Here is a 3,432-nt window from a genome sequence, read left to right on the forward strand (position 1 = left end):
CGGGCGCGACACGCCCGGGTTTGCGACTCGCTTCGGGGCTACGTAGACTAATGCAGTTCCACATTCCGGCGTGCGCTCGGCGCGCGCCAGGATCACTGTCAGGGCAGTGCACAGGCGGCGCGAAAGCGCAGGGTCCTGGGCCGCCGGCAGCAGAACAGACACCGAGCCCCTTCCTTCATCGGATTCGCACGCGTGCGTGCGGGGTGGGCCGGATGCCATGGCATCCGGTTTGACAGCTGAACAGCGGTGCAGCATCTCTCGCGTGAGCGAGGGGAAGTGCCAGGGTGCGAGAGCACCACCGTGCGTCCAATGCCCCAGGTCGGGTAAGACGCGAGAAAGAGAGAGAGCAGACAATGGCGGGACAGAAGATCCGCATTCGCCTGAAGTCGTACGATCACGCCGGGCTGGACTCGTCGGCGCGCAAGATCGTCGACACCGTGACCCGTGCCGGTGCCACCGTGGTGGGCCCGGTTCCCCTTCCGACCGAGAAGAACGTCGTGTGCGTCATCCGGTCGCCCCACAAGTACAAGGACAGCCGCGAGCACTTCGAGATGCGCACCCACAAGCGCCTCATCGACATCATCGACCCGACGCCCAAGGCCGTCGACTCGCTGATGCGCCTCGACCTCCCGGCCGATGTCAACATCGAGATCAAGCTCTGAGGTTCGACATGTCTGACATCAACTCCAAGATCTCCAAGGGCCTCCTCGGCACCAAGCTCGGCATGACCCAGGTGTGGGACGAGAACGGCAAGCTCGTTCCCGTCACCGTCATCGAGGTCGCTCCGAACGTCGTGACCCAGCTGCGCTCGCTCGAGAAGGACGGCTACAACGCCGTTCAGATCGGCTACGGCCAGATCGACCCCCGCAAGGTGAACAAGCCCCTCACGGCTCACTTCGACGCCGCCGGCGTGACCCCGCGTCGCCACCTCACCGAGGTGCGCACGGCGGATGCCGCCGACTACTCGCTCGGCCAGGAGCTGACCGTCGACGGTCTCTTCGAAGCCGGCCAGCGCGTCGACGTCGTCGGCACCAGCAAGGGCAAGGGCACCGCGGGGGTCATGAAGCGTCACAACTTCAAGGGTGTGTCCGCTTCGCACGGTTCGCACCGCAACCACCGCAAGCCCGGCTCCATCGGCGCATCGTCGACCCCGAGCCGCGTCTTCAAGGGCATGCGCATGGCCGGCCGTATGGGTGGCGAGCGCGTGACCGTCCTCAACCTCACGGTGCACGCCGTCGACGCCGAGAAGGGCCTGATGCTCGTCAAGGGCGCTGTCCCCGGTGCTCGTGGCCGCATCGTCTACGTCCGCAACGCAGTGAAGGGTGCCTGATCATGGCTGACTCGACTCTCGCGCTCGACGTCGTGAAGGCCGACGGCAAGAAGGCAGGCTCCGTCGAGCTGCCCGCCGCGCTCTTCGACGTCAAGACGAACATTCCCCTCATCCACCAGGTCGTCGTGGCGCAGCGCGCCGCGGCACGCCAGGGCACGCACTCGACCAAGCGTCGTGGCGAGGTCTCGGGTGCCGGCCGCAAGCCCTTCAAGCAGAAGGGCACCGGTAACGCCCGTCAGGGCTCGATCCGCGCGCCGCACATGACCGGTGGTGGCATCGTCCACGGCCCCAAGCCGCGTGACTACAGCCAGCGCACGCCCAAGAAGATGATCGCCGCCGCCCTGCTGGGTGCGCTCAGCGACCGTGCTCGCGGGCAGCGTCTGCACATCGTCGACAGCTTCGCCATCGAGGGTGCCCCCTCGACCAAGGCTGCCGCTGCCGCGCTGAAGGCCTTCGGCGCCGTCAAGAACGTCCTCGTGGTCATCGACCGCGACGACGAGCTGACGGTGAAGAGCGTCCGCAACCTCGCGTACGTCCACGTGCTGACCGTCGGCCAGCTGAACACCTACGACGTGATCGTCTCCGACGACATCGTCTTCACCAAGGCCGCTTACGACGCGTTCGTCGCGTCGAAGTCCGCTGCCACCGAGGAGGTCTCGGCATGACCGCCGTCAACAAAGACCCGCGCGACATCATCCTGAAGCCGGTCGTCTCCGAGAAGAGCTACTCGCTCATCGACGAGGGCAAGTACACCTTCCTGGTGGACCCGCGCTCCTCGAAGACCGAGATCAAGCTCGCCATCGAGAAGATCTTCGGCGTCAAGGTGGCCTCGGTCAACACGATCAACCGCGTCGGCAAGGCCCGTCGCACCCGCTTCGGCACCGGCAAGCGCAAGGACACCAAGCGCGCCATCGTGTCGCTCAAGTCGGGCACCATCGACATCTTCACGTCTGTCGGCTGACGGTCGGGATAGAGGACAAGAACAATGGCTATTCGCAAGTACAAGCCCACGACCCCCGGTCGCCGCGGCTCGTCGGTGGCCGACTTCGCCGAGATCACCCGATCGACGCCTGAGAAGTCGCTGCTGCGCCCCCTGTCGAAGACCGGTGGCCGCAACAACCAGGGCCGCATCACCACGCGTCACATCGGTGGTGGACACAAGCGTCAGTACCGTCTGATCGACTTCCGTCGTAACGACAAGGACGGCATCGACGCCAAGGTCGCTCACATCGAGTACGACCCCAACCGCACCGCGCGCATCGCGCTGCTGCACTACGCGGACGGCGAGAAGCGCTACATCATCGCGCCGAACAAGCTGTCGCAGGGCGATGTCGTCGAGTCGGGTGCCGGCGCTGACATCAAGCCCGGCAACAACCTGCCGCTGCGTAACATCCCCACCGGTACCGTGATCCACGCGATCGAGCTGCGTCCCGGTGGCGGCGCGAAGATGGCCCGTTCGGCGGGCGTCTCCGTGCGCCTCGTCGCCAAGGACGGCCCCTACGCGCAGCTGCGTCTGCCCTCGGGTGAGATCCGCAACGTCGACGTGCGCTGCCGCGCCACGATCGGCGAGGTCGGTAACGCCGAGCAGTCGAACATCAACTGGGGCAAGGCCGGCCGCAAGCGCTGGCTGGGCGTCCGCCCGACCGTGCGTGGTGTCGCCATGAACCCGGTCGACCACCCGCACGGTGGTGGTGAGGGTAAGACCTCCGGTGGTCGTCACCCCGTTTCGCCGTGGGGTAAGGCCGAAGGCCGCACCCGTCACGCGAACAAGGAAAGCGACAAGCTGATCGTCCGCCGTCGCACCGCCGGCAAGAAGCGTAAGTAGGAGTAGAGGAAGATGCCTCGCAGCCTTAAGAAGGGCCCCTTCGTCGACGAGCACCTGCTTCGCAAGGTCGTCTCGCAGAACGAAGCCGGTTCCAAGAACGTCATCAAGACCTGGTCGCGCCGTTCGATGATCATCCCCGCCATGCTGGGACACACCATCGCCGTGCACGACGGTCGCAAGCACATCCCCGTGTTCGTGACCGAGACCATGGTCGGTCACAAACTGGGCGAGTTCTCGCCCACCCGCACCTTCCGCGGCCACGTGAAGGACGACAAGA

6 protein-coding genes are annotated in these 3,432 nt (G+C 65.8%); all 6 read left to right on the forward strand.

Translation table 11 applies throughout. The features are described 5' to 3' along the window. The first annotated feature begins 353 nt into the window (after positions 1-353). Positions 354-662 carry a 30S ribosomal protein S10 gene (rpsJ, locus tag IFR11_RS16005; RefSeq protein ID WP_013584016.1) on the forward strand — a complete coding sequence of 103 codons (309 nt, stop codon included), beginning with the start codon at positions 354-356 and terminating at the stop codon, positions 660-662. Between the two features lie 8 nt (positions 663-670). Next, complete coding sequence (gene rplC, locus IFR11_RS16010) at positions 671-1,330, forward strand: 50S ribosomal protein L3 (RefSeq protein WP_055833690.1); 660 nt, start codon at positions 671-673, stop codon at positions 1,328-1,330. Positions 1,331-1,332: 2 nt separating this feature from the next. Then, positions 1,333-1,995: a 50S ribosomal protein L4 gene (gene rplD, locus IFR11_RS16015; protein ID WP_055833692.1), complete on the forward strand. Its 663-nt coding sequence runs from the start codon at positions 1,333-1,335 to the stop codon at positions 1,993-1,995. After that, complete coding sequence (rplW, locus tag IFR11_RS16020; protein ID WP_055833695.1) at positions 1,992-2,291, forward strand: 50S ribosomal protein L23; 300 nt, start codon at positions 1,992-1,994, stop codon at positions 2,289-2,291. The genes rplD and rplW overlap by 4 nt, the downstream gene beginning before the upstream one ends. Positions 2,292-2,315: 24 nt before the next feature. Continuing rightward, positions 2,316-3,155 carry a 50S ribosomal protein L2 gene (gene rplB / locus IFR11_RS16025; RefSeq protein ID WP_055833696.1) on the forward strand — a complete coding sequence of 280 codons (840 nt, stop codon included), beginning with the start codon at positions 2,316-2,318 and terminating at the stop codon, positions 3,153-3,155. A 12-nt stretch (positions 3,156-3,167) separates the two neighbouring features. Further along, a partial coding sequence (gene rpsS, locus IFR11_RS16030) for a 30S ribosomal protein S19 (RefSeq protein ID WP_191916839.1) occupies positions 3,168-3,432 on the forward strand: 265 nt, incomplete at its 3' end.

It is taken from the genome of Microbacterium sp. CFBP 8801 (genome assembly GCF_014839455.1).
GTDB lineage: Bacteria > Actinomycetota > Actinomycetes > Actinomycetales > Microbacteriaceae > Microbacterium.